Below are 18,798 nucleotides of genomic sequence, written 5' to 3' on the forward strand. Positions count from 1 at the left end.
CTAATTGGCAGGGTTTTCCCTGCCAATTAATTTAAGTATATCGGTGAATATCGGGAAGGCAAATTTTCGCATAAAATTTATCCTTCCCTTAACAACCATACAGGATTACAGCGGTGCAGTCTGTGCTTCCACAACAGCCAGTGCGACCATATTGACGATACGACGAACAGAGGCGATCGGCGTCAGGATATGTACCGGTTTCGCCACACCCATCAGTACCGGCCCGACGGTCACACCTTCGGAAGAAGAAACACGCAGCAGGTTATAGCTGATACGCGCAGCTTCCATGTTCGGCATGATCAGAATGTTAGCCGCCCCTTTCAGCGGGCTATTCGGCATCTGTTCACGACGAATGGCTTCCACCAGCGCAGCATCGCCGTGCATTTCACCATCGATCTGCAACTCCGGCGCCATCTTGTTCACCAGTTCCAGCGTCGCACGCATTTTCTTCGCCGTCGGCGAATCAGAGGTGCCGAAGCTGGAATGCGACAGCAAGGCCACTTTAGGCTCAATACCAAAACGGCGTACCGTGTCGGCGGCCATCAGCGTAATTTCCGCCAGCTGTTCTGGTGTCGGATCCGGGTTGACGTAGGTATCGGCGATAAAGGTGTTACCGCTCGGCAACAGCAACGCATTCATCGCGCCAGCCACATGCACACCGTCACGGTAGCCGAACACCTTCTCTACCACACCGAAATGCTCTTCGTAATTACCGACCGTCCCGCAGATCATCGCATCCGCTTCACCGCGATGGACCATGATAGAGCCAATCAGCGTCGGGTTAGCGCGCATATCACGCTGCGCCTGTTCCTGCGACACACCACGGCGCTTCATCATCTCGAAGTATTCAGTCCAATAGGCTTTGAAACGTGGGTCGGACTCGTTATTGACCACTTCGAAGTCTTTACCAATGGCTATCTGCAAGCCCAGTTTCTGAATACGTTTTTCAATAACACCAGGCCGGCCGATCAGTACCGGGAATGCCAGCCCCAGCGACACCAGTTCCTGCGTCGCATGCAGCACACGCGGGTCTTCCCCTTCCGCCAGTACCACACGTTTTGGCTGGGTACGGGCCTGAGCGAAGACAGGCTTCATGAACAGGTTGGTTTTGTAGACGAACTGCGTCAGCTTCTCGATGTAATCATCGAAGTTTTCAATCGGGCGGGTCGCCACGCCGGAGTCCATCGCTGCTTTCGCTACCGCCGGTGCAATCTTGATGATAAGGCGCGGATCAAACGGTTTCGGGATCAGATATTCCGGCCCGAAAGAGAGATCCTGATCGCCATAGGCAGACGCAACCACATCGCTCTGCTCCGCCAGCGCCAGGTCTGCAATGGCATGCACGCAGGCCAGCTTCATCTCTTCATTGATGGTGGTCGCCCCAACGTCCAGCGCGCCACGGAAAATAAACGGGAAGCACAGTACGTTGTTAACCTGATTCGGGTAGTCAGAACGGCCTGTACAGACGATAGCGTCTGGACGCACTTCTTTTACCAGCGGCGGCAGAATTTCCGGTTCCGGATTCGCCAGCGCCATGATCAGCGGGCGCGGTGCCATGGTTTTTACCATGTCCTGAGTCAGCACGCCCGGGCCAGAACAACCGAGGAAAATATCCGCGTTCGGGATAACATCCGCCAGTGACCGGCTGCCATTGTCGTCAATCGCATAGGCTGCTTTGGTTTCCGCCATATTGGCTTCACGGCCCTTGTAGATAACACCGCGGGAATCACACACCACGATGTTTTCGCGCTTCAGACCCAATGCCACCAGCAGGTTGAGGCAGGCAATCGATGCCGCACCCGCACCGGAAACCACCAGCCGGACATCGGCAATCTGTTTTTCTACCACGCGCAACCCGTTCAGTACCGCTGCAGTACAAATGATAGCGGTGCCGTGTTGGTCGTCGTGGAATACCGGAATCTTCATGCGCTCGCGCAGCTTCTGCTCGATATAGAAGCATTCCGGGGCCTTGATGTCTTCCAAGTTGATACCACCGAAAGTCGGCTCCAGTGCGGCGATCACATCGATCAGCTTGTCAGGATCCTGCTCATCCACTTCGATATCAAATACATCGACGCCGGAGAACTTCTTGAACAGTACCCCTTTACCTTCCATCACCGGTTTACCGGCCAGTGCGCCGATATTCCCCAGTCCCAGCACGGCGGTACCGTTGGAGATCACCGCCACCAGATTACCGCGAGCAGTGTATTTGTAAGCGGCCAGTGGGTCTTGCGCAATTTCCAGACAAGGCGCGGCAACGCCAGGTGAGTAGGCCAGCGCCAGGTCGCGCTGGGTTGCCAGCGGCTTCGTCGGGGAGACCTGGATTTTTCCCGGCACCGGATATTGATGGAAGTCCAGTGCGCTTTGCTTGAGTTGTTCATCCATAGCTAATTACCTTGTCTTCTTGCTTTGTTTGTAGGGTAGTGGGCTACCCAGTCTATCGTGTCTGTCATTTGCGAAACCATGAAGCATTACAAAATCCTCGCCGGAATACCGCTTAATATAGTTAATTAATGAGAGTGAATATCACTCAGCGCCATATGCCCCCACAGCCTGCGACAACACGCATATCCGCGATAACCCCGCGTGATGCACTGGGCAAAAAAAGCAGAAAATGCCAGAAAAAACGCCACTCACCCCTCAATTTATCCAACCTGACGGCAGATGGCGTATAGATTAGCTATGCTTAGCCAGTGTTACGGCATGACGGGGTCAGCTCTGCCGATGGCTGCGCAATCAGAAAAAACGCATGTCATTCCACCACAGAATCCTGCAGTGTGATTCCGCCAAATTTATCTTCAGGGAGCCAAGCCATGAACCAGCTAGACGCATTGAAACAATTCACTGTGGTAGTGGCAGACAGCGGCGATATCGAATCGATTCGCCACTTTTCACCGCAGGACGCTACCACTAACCCCTCACTCATTCTGAAAGCCGCCAGTCTGCCCGCGTATCAATCGCTATTTGCCGATGCACTGGCGTATGCCCGCCAGCAAGGCGGCTCGAAAGAAACACAACTCATCAACGCCAGCGACCGCCTGGCGGTCAACATCGGGACGGAAATTCTCAATAGCATTCCTGGGCGAGTCTCCACCGAAGTCGATGCCCGCTTGTCGTTTGATCGCGGCATGTGTGTGGCGAAAGCCCGCAAACTGATAGCGATGTATGAGGAAAAGGACGTACATCGTTCGCGTATTCTGATTAAGCTGGCCGCCACCTGGGAAGGGATCTGCGCAGCCGAAGAGCTGGAAAAAGAAGGGATAAACTGCAACCTGACGCTGCTGTTCTCATTTGCCCAGGCTCGCGCGTGTGCCGAGGCGGGTGTCTATCTGATTTCGCCGTTTGTCGGTCGTATTTATGATTGGTATCTGGCCCGACAACCTTCCGCCGACTACAACGCCGAACAGGACCCCGGCGTACTGTCCGTACGACGTATTTACGAGTACTACAAACAGCACCGCTACCGCACTATCGTGATGGGGGCCAGTTTCCGCAAGGTGGAACAAATCCTGGCATTGGCCGGATGCGACCGTCTGACCATCGCCCCGGCGTTGCTGGAACAGTTGAAAAACAGCACCGCACCGGTAGAGCGCCGACTCAGTCCGTCAACCGAAGGCTTCCATCAGCCAGCACCACTGTCGGAAACCGAATTCCGCTGGCAGCACAATCAGGATCCTATGGCGGTGGAGAAACTCTCTGAGGGTATTCGTCTGTTTGCCGCAGACCAGCAGAAACTGGAAGATCTGTTAGCCGCCCAGCTATAAGCCCGCGGAATCACCAAACGACAACGGGGCCTGTCGGCCCCGGATAGCAAGATTGCCCCTTCCCTACGGTTAACGGGCGTTGGCGAACCAGCCGTTAATCTGTGCGTGCTGCAACAACATGATGGTTTTGCCATCCTTAATACGGCCATCTTTGACCATCGCCATCGCTTCACTGAATGGCAACTCCAGCACTTCGATATCTTCGTCTTCCACACCACCGCCGGAAGTCCGTTTTTGCGTATCGTCGTATTCCGCCGCAAAGAAGTGCAGCAGCTCGGTGACACCACCCGGAGACATATAGGCTTCAAACAGCTTTTCCACCTGACCTATCCGGTAGCCGGTTTCTTCGATAGCCTCATTACGGATGCACTGCTCCGGCGATTGATCGTCCAGCAGGCCAGCGCAGGCCTCCAGCAACATCCCGCTTTCATTGCCATTCAGATAGGTCGGCATCCGGAACTGGCGGGTCAGCACAACTGTGCCTTTGGCCCGGTTATACAGCAAAATAGTCGCGCCATTACCACGGTCGTACACTTCCCGCATCTGACGCACCGTACCACCGTTTTTTCTCTTCAAATCAAATACGTATTTATGCAAGACGAACCAGTGGTCGGATAGCAGCTTCTTCTCAACGATAGTAATCGGCGCGGACATAATGGTATCTCGGTATCAAAAATCAGCTTCAGATAATAGGCCGGGCATCACCCAATTGCACGTGATCATCCGGTGAAAGCAAAAAGTCAGACACATAAAAACAAAACGCCTCCGACACACGGAGGCGCAATGGAAGACGCAATGAATGAAGAACCGGCGTGCATTATCCCAGTAACGTATCCAGAACCAGATACAGGTTGAGCGCAACCACCATACACACGATCACCTTCCCCGTATTCTGCACCCGGCGACTGTTGACCAGGTTTCCCATCAAATCGCGGTTACCGGTAAACACCAACAGTGGGATCAGCGCCAGAGCAATACCGAAGCTCAACAACACCTGACTTAATACCAGCACCCGGGTCGGATCCATACCGCACAGAATCACGACAAAGGACGGCAGCATGGTCACCACACGGCGAATCCACAATGGGATATGAAAACGCACAAAGCCTTGCATCACCACCTGACCGGCCAGGGTTCCCACCACAGTAGAAGACAGACCAGCCACCACCAGACTCAGGCCAAAAATGGTTGCTGCCGCCTGCCCTAACAGGGGTTTGAGCGTCAGATACGCCTGATCCAGCTCTGCAATCGAGGTGTTACCGCTAAAGTGAAACGCCGCCGCCGCTGTCGCCATCATGGCCAGATTGACAAACCCGGCGATAGTCATCGCTACCGCGACATCCACCTTGGTCGCTGCATAACGCTCAGCACGGGTGATATGACTTTGCTGCTGCGTCAGCGATGAATGCAGGTAGATAACGTGCGGCATGATAGTGGCACCCAGCACACCAGCCGCCAGTAATACCGCATCGGAATTCGGCAAACTTGGCACCACCATGCCTTTTGCCAGCGATGCCAGTTCAGGACGAGAGAAGATCAATTCAACGATGTAGGCCGCTGCGACAAACATCAGTAACCCGCCGATCACCATCTCCAGCGGCTTCTGCCCGCGTTTTTGCAACATCAGAATCAGAAAGGTGGCAATCCCGGTCAGGATAGCGCCTTCCAGCAACGACACACCAAGCAGCAACTTGAAGCCGATAGCCGCACCGATAAACTCGGCGAGATCCGTCGCCATCGCGATGATCTCGGCTTGTATCCAGTACGCCCAGACCACAGGTTTAGGAAAACGATCGCGGATATGCTCCGCCAGATTCTTGCCGGTCGCGATCCCCAGTTTGGCAGAAAGCAACTGGATTAACATCGCCATCAGGTTAGCCCATACCACCACCCACAACAGCTGGTACCCGTAGGCAGCCCCTGACTGAATATTGGTGGCGAAATTACCGGGATCGATATAACCGATCGCCGCGATAAAGGCCGGCCCCATCAGCGAAAGTTTGAGCTTTCTTGACGTTCGGCTGACTGATTCCACTACACGACTCCCCGGCATATGAGTAACCCTTCTAATGCTATTGTTTTGCTACTTTCGCAAAGTTGATAATGATTATCAAGTGCATTTAGAATGAAAGAAATGATTGCTCTGATAGGTAATGATAATGATGCATCTACCCGGCAAGTGACACCGGTTTTAACACATAAAGATTAACAAAATATAAACACAAAAACGAACAATGAATAACGGACTAACGAATTTGTTTCACAACATGGCACGGGGGAAAGTGGGGAGAAAAACGGGAAGGAAAACGAGGGAAGAAACCGTAACACAGAAACCCCGGGAAGACGCCGTTGGCCGCTTCCCGGAGCACGAACAGACGTTACTCTTTTGCTTTAGACACGGCGACCATCGCCGGACGCAACAAACGACCGTTCAGGGTATAGCCTTTTTGCATCACCATCATCACATGGTTTGGTTCATGTTCGGCAGATTCGAGCAGAGTCATCGCCTGGTGTACGTCCGGATTAAACGGCACGTTCACCTCGGCCACGACCTCGATGCCGAACTTGCTCACCGCAGAAAGCATCGCTTTTAGCGTCAGTTCAACCCCTTCAATCATGCCAGACAGCGCTTCGTTCGACTTATCCGCCATTTCCAGCGCACGCTCCAGGTTATCAATCACTGGCAGCATTTCTCCGGCAAACTTCTCCAGAGCGAATTTATGCGCTTTTTCTACGTCCAGTTCGGCACGACGACGGACATTCTCCATTTCGGCGCGGGCGCGTAATGCGGTTTCACGTTCACGTTGCTGCAACTCATTGAGTTGCGCTTCCAGTTCGGCGATACGCTCTTCACGCGGGTCAGCGACATCTGTCGTCTCTGGCACGGCATCCGCTTGCTGACCTTGCGCTGCTTCCTTTTGATCCAAGACTTGCTCGTCAGGCGACTTCTGTTCTTTACTACTCATGAAATTCTCCGCGTTTTTCGCATTCATCTCGCTAGTTCGCTTATTATGGGGATCAAAACCGGGGTTTCAAGGGAACCACTCACATATTGGTCTGATTACCGGTCCGAAAACCGTGAGCTGCCGGTGCGCCTATGAGGACAAACCACCCAAATGAACAGAGCGTTTAACTGCATTGGTATTGTAGGTCATCCACGTCACCCACATGCATTGACCACCCATGAAATGCTGTATCACTGGTTGCGCGCGCAAGGATACAAGGTCGTGCTCGAACAACAGATCGCCCGCGAATTACAGTTGACGGAGGCCGCCACCGGCAGCCTGTCGGAAATTGGTCAGCAGGCTGATCTGGCGGTGGTGGTCGGCGGTGACGGCAACATGCTGGGCGCGGCGCGGGTGCTGTCGCGCTACGATATCAACGTCATTGGCGTCAACCGTGGCAATCTCGGTTTTCTCACCGACCTCGACCCGGACCACACCCAGCAGCAACTCAGCGAGGTACTCGCCGGGCGTTACATCCGCGAACAGCGTTTCATGCTGGAAGCACAGGTGTGCCGCGCAAATCACCCCAACAGCAGTAGCACCGCCATCAATGAAGTGGTACTGCACCCAGGCAAAGTGGCGCACATGATTGAATTTGAAGTCTATATTGACGACAAGTTCGCCTTTTCCCAACGTTCCGATGGCTTGATTATTTCAACCCCCACCGGCTCCACGGCGTATTCGTTATCCGGCGGCGGCCCCATTCTGACCCCATCACTGGATGCGATAGCGCTGGTGCCGATGTTCCCACACACCCTGTCGGCAAGGCCGCTGGTGATCAACAGCAGCAGTGCCATTCGGCTGAAGTTTTCCCACATTACCCAGGATCTGGAAATCAGTTGCGACAGCCAAATTGCTCTGCCAGTTCAGGAAGGTGAAGAGGTCGTCATCCAGCGCAGCCAGTATCACCTGAATTTGATCCACCCGGAAAACTACAGCTATTTCAACACATTAAGCAGCAAGCTCGGTTGGTCTAAAAAATTATTCTGAAAGTGGCGATTGCCTCTTTACTGTACAAAAAACCAGTCTATACTGTATGTAATAACAGTTGTTGTTACATACAGGACACTATCATGCTGGCGCAACTCACAATCAGTAATTTCGCCATTGTGCGCGAACTGGAAATTGATTTTCAGGCAGGGATGAGCGTCATTACCGGTGAAACCGGGGCGGGAAAATCCATTGCTATTGATGCTCTCGGCCTGTGTCTCGGCAACCGCTCTGATGCCAGCATGGTGCGCCCCGGTGCCACTCGCGCTGACATCTGCGCCCGCTTCTCACTGACGGATACCCCCGCCGCGTTACGCTGGCTGGAACACAATCAGCTTGATGACAACAACGAATGTCTGTTGCGCCGCGTCATTAGTGCCGACGGCCGCTCTCGCGCCTTTATCAATGGTACCGCGGTGCCGTTGTCGCAGTTACGCGAACTGGGCCAGCACCTGATTCAGCTCCACGGCCAGCACGCGCACCAGTTGCTGCTCAAGCCGGAACATCAACGCCATCTGTTGGATGCCTACGCCGATGAATCACAACTGCTTGGTGCCATGCGCCAGATGTGGCAGCAATGGCACCAGAGCTGTCGTGAACTGGCGCAACATCAGCAGGCCACCATCGAGCGGGAAGCACGCCGGGAATTGTTGCAGTACCAGCTCAAGGAGCTCAATGAATTTGCCCCTCAACCGGGTGAATACGAGCAGATCGATGTCGAATACAAGCGGCTTGCCAACAGCGGGCAACTGATGTCACTCAGTCGGCAGACGCTGCAAATACTCAGCGAAGGTGAAGAGCAGAACGTACTTGGCATGTTGCACAGTGCCAAACATCAGCTATCGGAGCTGATCAGCATGGATGAGACGCTCTCTGGGGTGTTTTCCATGCTGGAAGAAGCCAGCATTCAGATTAGCGAAGCCAGCGATGAGTTACGCCATTATTGTGACCGCATGGACCTGGACCCTATCCGGCTCTACGAGCTGGAACAGCGTCTGTCGCGCCAGTTAACGCTGGCACGTAAACACCACGTCACGCCGGAAGAATTGCCTGCGTACCACCAACAGCTGTTGCAGGAACAACAACTGCTGGAACAGCAGGAAAGTGACCACGACGCCCTGAACCGTGCCGTGCAGGAGTACCATCAACAGGCCCTGCATGTGGCGGAGCAGTTGCACATCCGGCGCAGCCAGCACGCCAGTGAACTGGCACAATTGATTACCACCAATATGCATGAACTGGCTATGCCGCACGGCCATTTCACCATCGACGTCACCTTCACCCCAGATTCGCTGACCGCCACCGGTGCTGATCACATCGAGTTCTGTGTCACCACCAACCCCGGCCAGCCACATCAGCCGCTGGCCAAAGTGGCGTCTGGCGGTGAACTGTCGCGTATCGCACTTATTATTCAGGTGATCACCGCCCGCAGAATGGATACACCGGCGCTGATTTTTGATGAAGTGGATGTGGGCATCAGCGGCCCGACGGCGGCTATCGTCGGTAAAATGCTACGCCAGCTTGGGCAATCAACCCAGGTCATGTGTGTGACCCACCTTCCACAAGTGGCTGGTTGTGGCCATCACCACTACTTTGTCAGCAAACATACCGACGGTGAAGCAACAGAAACCCTGATGCAGCCACTGGGTAAACGCGAACGGCTGCAGGAACTGGCGCGTTTGCTCGGCGGTTCGGCCGTCACCAAAAACACGCTGGCAAACGCCAGAGAATTACTTGCAGCCTAGTGAGGATCAACTTTTTCGAATTCCCGCGGTCTTACAGACGTCTTGCAGGTTTTCAAGTCAGGCAAGGTCTATTATCATCTGCAACCTATGCCCTTAAGGAATGTAATCACTATGCGCTGTAAAACGCTGACTGTCGTCGCTGCGGTGGTTGTTGTTATGTTGACTGCTGGTTGTTCCACACTGGAGCGTGTCGTCTATCGGCCTGACATCAATCAGGGGAACTATCTGGCCCCCGCTGACGTTGCCAAAATTCATAATGGAATGACCAAACAGCAGGTCATCTATACGTTGGGCACCCCAATGCTGCAGGATCCGTTTGGATCAGACACTTGGTACTACGTCTTCCGTCAGCAGCCAGGGCATGAAGCCGTGAAACAGCAAACGCTGACGTTGACCTTCAACAGTCAGGGTGTGCTGACGAATGTGGATAACAAACCCACGTTACAGGCGCAGTAAGTGAGCAGGTCTGGCGAAGTAGCCCTTCATTGGAAGTAGTCCTTCGCTGACCGGCACAAAAAATAAGGCACGTTACCGTGCCTTATTTTTTGAACGCTCTGCGCGCTGACGGCGTAATTCTTTCGGGTCAGCCAGCAATGGCCGGTAGATCTCTACTCGGTCGCCATCACTGAGCACGTCGCTTAGCTTCGCCGGGCGGCTAAAAATACCGATTTTATTGACGCTAAGATCGATATCCGGGCGCAACGCCAGCAAACCGGATGCCTGAATAGCCTGTTCCGCGGTACTCCCCGCTTCCAGCGTTAACGGCCGCAAGTACTGACGCTCCGGCAAGGCGTAGACCACCTCAACATGGATATCAGGCACAGTAAACCTCTTTGGCTCGCAGGGTAAATGCCTGCACCATACTGTTAGCCAGCTCTTTGAAAATTTTGCCAAATGCCAGCTCAATCAATGCATTCTTGAATTCAAAATCCAGATTCAGCTCCACCTTACAGGCATCATCACTCAATGGCGTAAAGCGCCAGTCGCCACTAAGTTGACGGAACGGACCATCCACCAGTTGCATCAAAATGCATTGATTATCGATAAGCGTATTGCGGGTGGTAAATGTCTTGCTGATGCCGGCTTTTGACACATCAACCGCAGCCGTCATTTCACTTTCGGAAGAAGACAGCACGCGGCTACCGGTGCACCCAGGCAGAAAGGCAGGGTAAGAAGAGACATCATTCACTAATTTATACATCTGCTCGGCACTGAATGGGACCAGCGCAGACCGGCTGATTTTAGGCATACAATTTTCCGTGATTCATAAAACGCGCAAAATCATACCACCGATGAGCAGCCAGACAACCATTCTGCGAGGAACATCGCACCTGTTCATAAAGAACGGGATGAATCCCGGCTGGGGATTTCATTCACGACGACAACCAGTATAATGACGGCACTATGACAAAGAAAAAAGCACATAAACCCGGTTCTGCCACCATTGCGCTTAACAAGCGCGCCCGCCATGAATACTTCATAGAAGAAGAGATTGAAGCGGGCCTGGCTCTTCAGGGATGGGAAGTCAAATCACTGCGCGCAGGTAAAGCCAATATCAGCGACAGCTACGTGCTGATGCGTGATGGCGAAGCGTACCTGTTTGGTGCCACTTTCACCCCGCTGCACGGCGCTTCCAGCCATGTGGTGTGTGACCCGACCCGAACCCGCAAGCTGCTGCTAAACCAGCGCGAGCTGGATTCGCTCTACGGTCGCGTCAACCGCGAAGGTTACACGGTAGTCGCGCTGTCACTGTACTGGAAAAACGCCTGGTGCAAGGTCAAGATTGGCGTTGCCAAAGGTAAGAAAGAGCACGACAAGCGCGACGACATCAAAGAGCGCGAATGGAAGCTGGATAAAGCCCGCATCATGAAAAACGCGGCCCGTTAACGGCTGCTAGCGTCGCTACCCATCTTTCTGTTATAATAGTGAAATATCTTGGGGCTGATTCTGGATTCGACGGGATTCGCGAAACCCAAGGTGCATGCCGAGGGGCGGTTGGCCTCGTAAAAAGCCGCAAAAAAATAGTCGCAAACGACGAAACTTACGCCGTAGCAGCTTAATAACCTGCTTACAGCCCTCTCTCCCTAGCCTCCGCTCTTAGGACGGGGATCAAGAGAGGTCAAACCTAAAAGAGATCGCGTGGATGCCCTGCCTGGGGTTGAAGCGTTAAATCCAATCAGGCTAGTTTGTTAGTGGCGTGTCTGTCCGCAGCTGGCAAGCGAATGTAAAGACCAGACTAAGCATGTAGTACCGACGGTGTAGGAATTTCGGACGGGGGTTCAACTCCCCCCAGCTCCACCAAAATTCTCCATCGGTGATTACCAGAGTCATCCGATGAAGTCCTGAAAGCCCGCTAGCGTAAGCTCTGCGGGCTTTTTTGTGCCTTTGTCGTCTAGTGAGAATTACTGATCATGGGTGGATCAGATTCGGGTCAGGGTCATGTTTACTGCTTTCCTCTTGCCACGTTGTTATGGTTCAAAATTCAAGCAATGATTTTAGAACCATCACTATGTTATTGCTTGAAAATGGTATTATATGACAGAGGAGCTTATATGAAGAGCAAGATTGAGGTGCCTGATGAACGCTGGAGAGATTGGAACTGAAGCCGGACGTATTTTTGAATACAACTTACCAAGCCATTGGATTTTCCGAAGTCAAGAAGATCAAAATGATTTTGGTATTGACGGAGAAATTGAACTCAAAGATGGTGGTGGAAAAGCTCTTGGGAAAGAGAGTGTTTTCAAAGTCCAGATAAAAGGCGAAGAGAACTCTACATATATTAATAACAATACCAAACTATCCTTCACGATCAAGATTGAGCGTCTGAGATACTATTTTGAATTTAAAATACCCGTTATTTTAGTTGTTGTCAAAATTTCATCTGAAAAAATACTTTGGCTTCCCATAACAAATAATGAAGATTTACGAATTAAAGTAGCAGCCTCTAATGAAAATGAAACAATTCAAATTCACATCCCTATTGAAAATACTATAAACAGAAAAAACATTATCTTATCGGAAAAGATGTTAGATGCAGTCACTGATTGTTGGGAATATTTAAACATTAAAGGACTAAAAGATTCAGTTAACAGATACCCCGTTATTAGCCATTCATCACTTAATAAAAAAATAGAAGATATTGGTGAAGCATTATACAAAGCATACCATCAACAATTGAACAATCTCTTAACAAATAAAGAGTACGATGCTGTTTTTAGACGCTCTTCAGAGATTTGCACTTCAGCTATAGTCCCTGTCAAAGACAGGTTTATTTCCATGTTGTATTACTGGAAAGCATTTCAAATTTCTCCATTCACAAAAGTAAGGAGAGAAATATATGAAGAAAATTTTAATATATGCCATTATTTAATAAATTTTGCACGAGAGGAAAAAAGTCGAACTCATAGATTAATTGCGTTAGGGAAAGCTCGACGAGCAAAATTCAAGGCTCAACTTGACCAACTTCATGCAATACATCACTCAGTAAATAATTTTGAAGGAAACTCTTTAGAACATTATATTTTCAATAATCAGACTCAAGTGTTATATAGGGATTGCTGCTTATCATTACAGAAAATAATTTATTTATGTAATCGTATGACGAGGGATGAACAGTATCATATACTCTCAGAATTTTTCGTAGAGATCTACGCATCAATATTAATATTCAAGGGAGTCCATAAAGCACGCGGTTCTAAGGAAACGATTGATTTTCTAGATGACTGGTATGAAAAAATGGCATTATTAGTAATGACATACTGTGTAATATCGCAAGATTTAGAAAAAATTGAAAAATTATATCTTCTTACTGCCACTTTACTTAAAGAAAATCCTAAAGCGACTCAATATCATCGAGAGGTGATTCTTTCAACTTTTCCTGATTTCGATGAAATATTAACAAAAATAGAACAACATGTTGCTAGCGCTGACGATCATAAAGATTTTTATGATCTAACGATTGAAGAACAAAAAACATATTTCTTAAGTATGGCAAAAAACCTCGGAATAGACCCAGATGATCCACAAGGGGAACACTATGAATTTATTAAAATTGGATTTGCCAATTATGACCCCACAAATATAATGAAAAACTGTGAGCATTTATTTGTCCATTATCGCCCCGGAGGAATATTTGCCCAATCATTGAGAATGCACTCTCTCGGTGGCATGCATCTCTTAATTTGCTTAAAACACGGACATGCACAAGGAACAGGAAATTTATTAAGTCAATTATATGATAGTACTGGCAGTTATGATTTCGGTAATAGCTTCAAACAATCAAATTGTGATAAATGCACGGATTGTAAACCCAGAGAGGACAGTTGGTCATGGAGTCTCAAATGGTATTCAAAAGAAGTCGAACGTCATAAATCTCTTCTTAATAAGTATAGATTTTAATTACCTACCGCTGTTTAGATTTCAGATTAAGTGGCTGTCTGACATAGGCCACTTAAAATGTATTTACCTACTTTAATACTCATAAAAATCAAATAACATCTCTTTTATCTTGATTTGAAAATTTGGCATTCAATAATCTGCTCATATTCTTGTTGTGATGATTTTAATATTTCAATTTTCATTCTTGATTTCAATTTCGGTTTAAATATATTTTCATTTTCAGCTAAATTGTAAGTATCCCTGAAAACCGAACCATTCATTCCTAGATATACCTTGACAGACTAATCATGCTACCCGGAGGCGTTCGAGATATACAAAACACATTATTTAACTACCAATTCATCACTATTTTAAGCCTATTTAATATGGGCAATAATAATTAAAAAATTAGATATTAAATTAGTCATAACACAGACTTTCATTAGAAAAACGACCAAATCAAACTAGGGTGCACTCAACCGTGTTCGACCTCATAAATTTCCGAACAGCTTGACACAGAAAGCTCATATCAGCGAGCCATATAAAAACATGACTCAAACGTCCTCGATTACATATCAACTCCACCGAGTCATAAACCCAATGACATTTGAGTAGCTTTCTTAGTATATTACCACCATACTCTACATCAGCCAGGTTTTACCCCGTAGTCAACTAACATCTGCATCAAGATCACTCGTGGAACATTCTTGGTTTCAAGCATAATACTAGATTTCAATCTGGAAAGAATAAGAGCATGCATTAAAAGATGGTCTTTGTAATAAATTTCAAGCTCTTTACCCATATTCTGAGTGGTCAGAACGCTAAGTTTTTCTCCGCATTCACCAGTCAGGTTCATATCAACCCGCTCTGGATAATCGTCACTTTTATCGTGAAACTCTAAATGTTCTATGCAAGATGCTGGGAAACGGTAAGTTTCATTATTCACTCGAAAAATAAAATCACTCCCCACAGCACAAGATGTGCTCGAGTAAAAGAGTGCCATGCCCAATAACATCCCAATCTTAATTCTCATTATTTCCTCTGTGAGGATCTCTTTCTTAATGCAGTGCCAGGCTAAATCAGAAATCCAGACCTTCTGATCTTGAGCCTACCCTCATAAACGATATCCATCGAGTAGACTATCAGCCATGAAGTCCGTACACCAGCATACCGGCCCCCCTCACATCACCGTCGGTGCCGTTTCGCGCATGGCCCGCCCACTGGCTAAGTTGGTCACAACGATCATGGCTCCATAAGCCAGCGCGCTTAGCGCGACAATCGTGAACAGCGATGTCAGGCCAGCGCCATACTGAGTGACAGCCAGCCACCCCACGGCCGCGGCAATGACCATGCGTACGGTTCCGGCCAGTACGGGCCAGAGCACACGTTTCGCCCCCTGGCCTGCAAAATAGAGCGCCATGCCGATGCCAATAGCCCCATAGCATGGCGCGACGTTTCGCAGATACAGGCTCCCTGCCGCCAGAATGGCGTTATCGTCGCTAAACAGCGAAAGCCAAAGGCGCGGATAGACCGCCACACCAAGCCCGAGCAATTCCGTAAAGGTGAAAGCGACTGCCGCCCCCACCCAGGCGATACGTTGTGCGCGCATCTTTTGTCCCGCGCCAACATTGACGCCAACCATCGTCATGATGGCTGTCCCCAGACCAAACAACAGCGGGATTTGCAGATAGTCGAGCCGTGAAGCAATGCCATACCCGGCGATGGCATCAGGCCCAAACCGCCCGACAATCGCCGTCACCACGGTAACGGTCAAATTGATTTGCACGGTGCCAATGGCCGATAAAAAACCAACGCCCAACACGTCGTTGAATAATCGCGAACGTAGCGGTGTGATTACCAGCCTGATAACACTGCCGGCGGAACGCATGTGCCTGACCAGCAATAGCGTGGCAAAGAGATAATAGAACAGTATCGCTATCCCCGCGCCAGCAACGCCCAACGACGGTATTGGCCCCCATCCCAGTATCAGCACAGGAGAGAGCGGCATCAGGATAACGCCCCCCAGCAAGGTGATGCGCGCCGGGGTTTTCGTGTCGCCCGCACCGCGCAGGGCGGCTGACAGTAATGCAACCAGCCACACCAGCGGTGCCCCGGCAAAAACCAGGTTTGAATACGCCAACGCCGCAGACAGTGACGGCCCGTTAACCCCCATGGCGCGATACAGCGCTTCACCGCCAGTAAGGATCAGTGCTGCAAACACCACGCCCATGACAGCCGCGATAATCACACCGTGCCACACCAGCGCTTGCGCATCCTGCCACCGACCGGCACCCGATGCCCGCGATATTGCCGATGATAACCCTCCGCCAATGCCGCCGTTTGCCATCATTTGCATCAGCATCAATATCGGAAATACCACGGCGACCCCAGCCAATACCCCCGCGCCAAGCGAGCTGACAAAGTAGGTTTCCATCACGCCTACGAGTGTCTGCACCACCAACACCGCCACCGTTGGCAACGCCAGACGGAGCATCACCGGCAGGATCGGCCCGGCCAGCATCGCGGTGGTCAAGGGTTTTGCGGCCGGTTCCCGGTTCCGGTTTGTATTCGGTAATAATGTCGTCATCATGCAGGCTCAACACTCAGTGTGGTGGATAAGATTTACACGCTATTCTTGCTACGCTGACCCGCCGTGACCGAACCCGCGTCACTGGGCTGCCAGCCACCGCCGAGCGCTTTAAACGCCGCGACCGCCGCACGTGCGGATTCGGTTTGCGCCTGTAGCCGTATGTCGGAAGCCTGTAGCACACTTTCGTCGGCCTGCAACACCTCTATCAGGCTAAGTGTGCCGTGCTGATAGGCGGCAAAGGCAGCATCCCGCGCCCGGCTGAGTGAGTCCACCCCTTGGGTCAACACGCGGGCCTGTTCTTCATCGTTAACTAACGCCGAAAACGCGTTTTCCACATCTTCCGTCGCCCGTAATACCGCCAGCCGATAGGCCGCCAGCATCTCAGCTTCCTGACCTTTAGCCTGATGAATCTGCGCATTGATGCGACCAAAATCGAATAGCCGCCAGCGCAGTCCGATTACGCCAGACGATTGACTGGCACCATTGGTAAACAGGTTGCTGCCAGATACCGTTGTCGCACTGCCGAGCAGCCCACTCAGGGAAAATGAGGGGTAATACCCGGCGACGGCGGCACCAATACGCGCGTTGGAGGCCGCCAGGCGACGCTCGGCCACAATCAGGTCCGGACGGCGTCGCAGCAGTTCGCCCGGCGAGCCGGTGGCGGCGATTTGCGGTGCGGCGGGAATGGCGCTCACCTCAGCCAGCATGGCCCGATGCGTGCCCGGTGCTGACCCTAGCATCACATCCAGTGCGTTCATCGCCGTATCCAGCGCGGTTTGTAAAACGGGTACCGATGCCTGTACCTGTGCCAACGCGCCTTCGGCCTGCCTGACCTGAAGCTCCGCCGCCAGTCCCTTGTCATACAAGCGGTTAATGGTCGAGAGCAGTTCCTGCTGCGTCTGCACTTGCCGACGAGCAACGTTCAAACGGGCCTGCAATCCACGAATCGTGATGTAGATATCGGCAGTCTGTGCGGCCACCGCCAGACGCGTAGCCACCGCCCCCGCTTCGGATGCCTGATACTCGGCGAGTGCCGCCTCTCGCTCACGGCGCAAGCCGCCAAACACGTCCAGTTCCCAACTGGCACCGAGGTCGGCCTCATAAGCATTCCCATAACGGTCAAAACCCGGCGTCGAATTCAATACTTTCCCCAGCGGGGTTTCGACAGACTGGTAGGCCCTGCTCGCCTGACCGGAAATGTTACCGGAAGGCAGCAGTGCCGCATTGGCCGAGCCAAGACCGGCGCGCGCCTGAACCACACGTGCAGAGGCCTGCGCGAGGTCAAGATTCTGTTGCAGCGCCTGCGTGACAAGTTGGGTTAATTGCGGGTCGCCAAACCCTTCCCACCATGTCAGAAGATCAGCATGGGCGGCAGTGCGTCGTTGCTCGACGGCGTCCTGACCCAGGTATTTTTGCTGCATTGGTACAGCAGGCCGGGTGTAATCAGGGCCGACCGAGCAACCGGCTAACAGAGCCGCCACACCAAGGACGATAAAAGAGGGCTTAGGTAACATATGTTCCACCATAGACATCACGCCGAATTGTGACCATATTACAATTTAGTCACTCGTTGTCAACGCATAGATCAGGGGGTAAACTGCCTTTTATGTATTACGTCAGGGGTAAATAGCAGACCATGAGTAAAGAAAACCCTTATCCCGTGTCGAACCGGGGCCCGGCTGACCATGACGTGCGAGATCAGATAGTGAGCGCCGCGACAGAGCACTTCAGCCGCTATGGCTATGAAAAAACCACGGTTTCCGACCTTGCAAAATCAATAGGTTTTTCAAAGGCTTACATTTATAAATTCTTCTCATCCAAACAAGTGATTGGCGAGATGATTTGCTCCAACTGCCTGCGAGAAATCGAAGCGGAAGTGCGTGCCGCCGTTGACGCCGCCGACAGGCCACCTGAAAAATTACGGCGGATGTTTAAGGCCATCGTCGAAGCAGGCCTGCGCCTGTTCTTCAAAGACAGGAAGCTGTATGAGATTGCCGCCTCCTCCGCGACCGAACGCTGGCAATCGGCGATCGCTTATGAAGAGCGCATGCAGGCACTGCTGCAGGATATTTTGCGTGAAGGGCGGCAAAGTGGTGATTTTGAAAGAAAAACCCCACTCGATGAAACGACGGCGGCCATTTATCTCGTCATGCGCCCTTACCTCAACCCGCTAATGCTGCAGCAGAGTTTCGATTACACCGATGAAGCACCGGCACAGCTGTCCAGCCTGATACTCCGCAGCTTATCGCCATAGCGTCACCACCATCATTCAACATTGTGACCATTGACTAAAATGGTCACATGATTAAAGATAGGTCTCCTGATTA

Annotated in this window: 16 protein-coding genes and 1 other RNA gene; 8 read left to right on the plus strand and 9 right to left on the minus strand. The window is 51.2% G+C overall.

The window, feature by feature from the left end:
* Positions 1-105 precede the first annotated feature (105 nt).
* Positions 106-2,385 (minus strand): NADP-dependent oxaloacetate-decarboxylating malate dehydrogenase, encoded by a 2,280-nt coding sequence (maeB, locus tag FGI04_RS14950; RefSeq protein WP_012883512.1) that lies wholly within the window; start codon positions 2,383-2,385, stop codon positions 106-108.
* Between the two features lie 428 nt (positions 2,386-2,813).
* Between maeB and tal the strand changes: the two genes are divergently transcribed.
* Positions 2,814-3,764 carry a transaldolase gene (gene tal / locus FGI04_RS14955; RefSeq protein ID WP_342700064.1) on the plus strand — a complete coding sequence of 317 codons (951 nt, stop codon included), beginning with the start codon at positions 2,814-2,816 and terminating at the stop codon, positions 3,762-3,764.
* Positions 3,765-3,833: 69 nt separating this feature from the next.
* Here tal and nudK read toward each other — a convergent pair whose 3' ends face one another.
* From nudK to grpE, 3 genes are all read right to left on the minus strand, one after another.
* Positions 3,834-4,418: a GDP-mannose pyrophosphatase NudK gene (nudK, locus tag FGI04_RS14960; RefSeq protein WP_023638983.1), complete on the minus strand. Its 585-nt coding sequence runs from the start codon at positions 4,416-4,418 to the stop codon at positions 3,834-3,836.
* A gap of 163 nt (positions 4,419-4,581) precedes the next feature.
* A complete protein-coding gene (locus tag FGI04_RS14965) occupies positions 4,582-5,817 on the minus strand; it encodes an Nramp family divalent metal transporter (protein ID WP_342700065.1) in 1,236 nt (411 codons plus the stop codon).
* 325 nt (positions 5,818-6,142) lie between these two features.
* Complete coding sequence (gene grpE / locus FGI04_RS14970) at positions 6,143-6,730, minus strand: nucleotide exchange factor GrpE (protein ID WP_342700066.1); 588 nt, start codon at positions 6,728-6,730, stop codon at positions 6,143-6,145.
* 150 nt (positions 6,731-6,880) lie between these two features.
* On the opposite strand from grpE, the gene nadK reads away from it, so the two are divergent.
* The 3 genes from nadK (at position 6,881) to bamE (ending at position 9,960) form a co-directional block, all read left to right on the plus strand.
* On the plus strand, positions 6,881-7,759 hold the full coding sequence (gene nadK, locus FGI04_RS14975) for an NAD(+) kinase (RefSeq protein WP_016942310.1): 879 nt from the start codon (positions 6,881-6,883) through the stop codon (positions 7,757-7,759).
* Positions 7,760-7,842: 83 nt separating this feature from the next.
* Entirely contained in the window at positions 7,843-9,504 is a 1,662-nt protein-coding gene (gene recN / locus FGI04_RS14980; RefSeq protein ID WP_407336931.1) for a DNA repair protein RecN, read from the plus strand.
* A gap of 111 nt (positions 9,505-9,615) precedes the next feature.
* Positions 9,616-9,960 (plus strand): outer membrane protein assembly factor BamE, encoded by a 345-nt coding sequence (gene bamE / locus FGI04_RS14985; protein ID WP_012883505.1) that lies wholly within the window; start codon positions 9,616-9,618, stop codon positions 9,958-9,960.
* 72 nt (positions 9,961-10,032) lie between these two features.
* On the opposite strand, the gene FGI04_RS14990 is transcribed toward bamE, so the two are convergent.
* Together FGI04_RS14990 and FGI04_RS14995 are read right to left on the minus strand one after the other, a co-directional pair.
* The gene (locus tag FGI04_RS14990; RefSeq protein WP_168364988.1) at positions 10,033-10,326 is read right to left on the minus strand and encodes an RnfH family protein; all 294 of its coding nucleotides are present in this window, start codon (positions 10,324-10,326) and stop codon (positions 10,033-10,035) included.
* Positions 10,319-10,753: a type II toxin-antitoxin system RatA family toxin gene (locus FGI04_RS14995; RefSeq protein WP_016942313.1), complete on the minus strand. Its 435-nt coding sequence runs from the start codon at positions 10,751-10,753 to the stop codon at positions 10,319-10,321. The genes FGI04_RS14990 and FGI04_RS14995 overlap by 8 nt, the downstream gene beginning before the upstream one ends.
* Before the next feature lie 155 nt (positions 10,754-10,908).
* Between FGI04_RS14995 and smpB the strand changes: the two genes are divergently transcribed.
* From smpB to FGI04_RS15010, 3 genes are all read left to right on the plus strand, one after another.
* The gene (gene smpB / locus FGI04_RS15000; RefSeq protein ID WP_016942314.1) at positions 10,909-11,391 is read left to right on the plus strand and encodes an SsrA-binding protein SmpB; all 483 of its coding nucleotides are present in this window, start codon (positions 10,909-10,911) and stop codon (positions 11,389-11,391) included.
* Positions 11,392-11,441: 50 nt separating this feature from the next.
* Positions 11,442-11,805, plus strand: a transfer-messenger RNA (tmRNA) gene (ssrA, locus tag FGI04_RS15005).
* Positions 11,806-12,081: 276 nt separating this feature from the next.
* Entirely contained in the window at positions 12,082-13,902 is a 1,821-nt protein-coding gene (locus FGI04_RS15010; protein ID WP_407336932.1) for a DUF4365 domain-containing protein, read from the plus strand.
* Between the two features lie 625 nt (positions 13,903-14,527).
* Here FGI04_RS15010 and FGI04_RS15015 read toward each other — a convergent pair.
* The 3 genes from FGI04_RS15015 to FGI04_RS15025 all read right to left on the minus strand — a co-directional run bounded on the left by FGI04_RS15015 (position 14,528) and on the right by FGI04_RS15025 (position 17,985).
* Positions 14,528-14,914: a hypothetical protein gene (locus FGI04_RS15015; protein ID WP_407336933.1), complete on the minus strand. Its 387-nt coding sequence runs from the start codon at positions 14,912-14,914 to the stop codon at positions 14,528-14,530.
* Between the two features lie 147 nt (positions 14,915-15,061).
* Positions 15,062-16,471 (minus strand): MATE family efflux transporter, encoded by a 1,410-nt coding sequence (locus FGI04_RS15020; RefSeq protein ID WP_407336934.1) that lies wholly within the window; start codon positions 16,469-16,471, stop codon positions 15,062-15,064.
* A gap of 32 nt (positions 16,472-16,503) precedes the next feature.
* Positions 16,504-17,985 carry an efflux transporter outer membrane subunit gene (locus FGI04_RS15025; protein ID WP_407336935.1) on the minus strand — a complete coding sequence of 494 codons (1,482 nt, stop codon included), beginning with the start codon at positions 17,983-17,985 and terminating at the stop codon, positions 16,504-16,506.
* A 122-nt stretch (positions 17,986-18,107) separates the two neighbouring features.
* On the opposite strand from FGI04_RS15025, the gene FGI04_RS15030 reads away from it, so the two are divergent.
* Positions 18,108-18,725: a TetR/AcrR family transcriptional regulator gene (locus FGI04_RS15030; RefSeq protein ID WP_342700074.1), complete on the plus strand. Its 618-nt coding sequence runs from the start codon at positions 18,108-18,110 to the stop codon at positions 18,723-18,725.
* Positions 18,726-18,798 lie beyond the last annotated feature (73 nt).

Source organism: Dickeya ananatis, assembly GCF_019464615.1.
Taxonomy (GTDB): domain Bacteria; phylum Pseudomonadota; class Gammaproteobacteria; order Enterobacterales; family Enterobacteriaceae; genus Dickeya; species Dickeya oryzae.